This is a genomic window from Streptomyces sp. NPDC006368 (assembly GCF_040612535.1).
Lineage (GTDB): Bacteria > Actinomycetota > Actinomycetes > Streptomycetales > Streptomycetaceae > Streptomyces.
The window spans coordinates 1-1,225 of record NZ_JBEXQK010000107.1; the positions used below are offsets into that span (position 1 = coordinate 1).

1 protein-coding gene is annotated in these 1,225 nt (G+C 68.8%); it reads right to left on the reverse strand.

Annotated elements, in window-relative coordinates:
- A partial coding sequence (locus ABZZ38_RS30435; protein ID WP_356745779.1) for a HAMP domain-containing protein occupies positions 1-1,225 on the reverse strand: 1,225 nt, incomplete at both ends.

Consider the following 1,225-nt stretch of genomic DNA (forward strand, 5'->3'; position numbering starts at 1 on the left):
GGTGTACCCCCTCAACCGCACCGGCAGGCCCAAGCGATCGCAAACCCGTTCCAGGGCGCTGCGACTCGTCCAGCAGCTCGTCGGTGCGCGCGTTGGCGACGATGGTGTTGACGTTGACGCCCAGCGTTTCCATCAGCCGTTCGAGGAAGTCGCGGTGTGCCGGGGTGAAGGGCGCGAGCGACGCCAGCTCGATCACGCCGAGGACCTGGTCCTCGACGACGATCGGCAGCACGACCAGGCTGCCGGGGGCGGACTGCCCCAGCCCGGAGGAGATGCGGACATAGTCGCTGGGCAACCCGTCAGCGATGATCGTCCGCCGGCTGCGCGCCGCCTGTCCCACCAGGGACTCACCCAGCTTGAAGCGAGCGTGCTCCGCGAAGTCGGCCGGACGGCCGTAGGAGCCGACCAGGGTGAGCTCGGTCCCCTCAACGGTTTCCTCGGCCAGATAGAAGGCCCCGTACTGTGCGGACACCAGGGGCGTCAGCTCGTCCATCACGAGCTCCGCCACCACGGCAAGGTCCCGGTGCCCCTGCATCAGGCCGGAGAAGCGCGCCAGGTTGGACTTCAGCCAGTCCTGTTCCTGGTTGGCCCGGGTCGTCTCGCGCAGCGACTCCACCATGGAGTTGATGTTGTCCTTGAGCTCGGCGACCTCACCGGAGGCGTCGACCCTGATGGACCGGGTCAGATCGCCCTCGGCCACCGCACTGGCGACCTCGGCGATGGCGCGCACCTGACGGGTCAGATTCCCCGCGAGCTCGTTGACGTTCTCCGTGAGGCGCTTCCACGTCCCGGAGACACCCTCGACCTCGGCCTGGCCGCCGAGGCGGCCCTCGCTGCCCACCTCGCGCGCCACCCGGGTCACCTCGGCGGCGAACGAGGACAGCTGGTCCACCATCGTGTTGATGGTGGTCTTCAGCTCCAGGATCTCGCCCCGCGCGTCGACGTCGATCTTCTTCGACAGGTCGCCGTTGGCGACGGCGGTGGTGACCAGGGCGATGTTGCGCACCTGACCGGTCAGGTTGTTCGCCATGGAGTTGACGTTGTCGGTGAGGTCCTTCCAGGTGCCGGCCACGTTGGGCACCCGGGCCTGGCCGCCGAGCATGCCCTCGGTGCCGACCTCGCGGGCCACGCGCGTCACCTCGTCGGCGAACGCGGAGAGCGTGTCGACCATGGTGTTGATCACCCCGGCGAGCGCGGCGACCTCGCCCTTGGCCTCGACGGTGAT